At 48.1% G+C, this 258-nt stretch carries 1 rRNA gene; it reads left to right on the forward strand.

Annotated features, from left to right (window positions below):
- A 16S ribosomal RNA gene (locus tag ACTHS3_RS18160) occupies positions 1–258 on the forward strand; the annotation flags it as partial.

Genomic DNA, 258 nt, shown 5'->3' on the forward strand with positions numbered 1-258 from the left:
GGGCGTAAAGGACGCGTAGGCGGGTTTGTAAGTCGAGTGTGAAATTCCGGGGCTTAACCTCGGAGCTGCACTGGAAACTACAAACCTAGAGGATAGAAGGAGAAAACGGAATTCCACAAGTAGCGGTGAAATGCGTAGATATGTGGAAGAACACCGGTGGCGAAGGCGGTTTTCTATTTTATTCCTGACGCTGAGGCGTGAAAGTAAGTGGATCAAACAGGATTAGATACCCTGGTAGTCCTGTCTCTTATACACATC

It is taken from the genome of Neisseria sp. P0009.S007 (assembly GCF_051962515.1).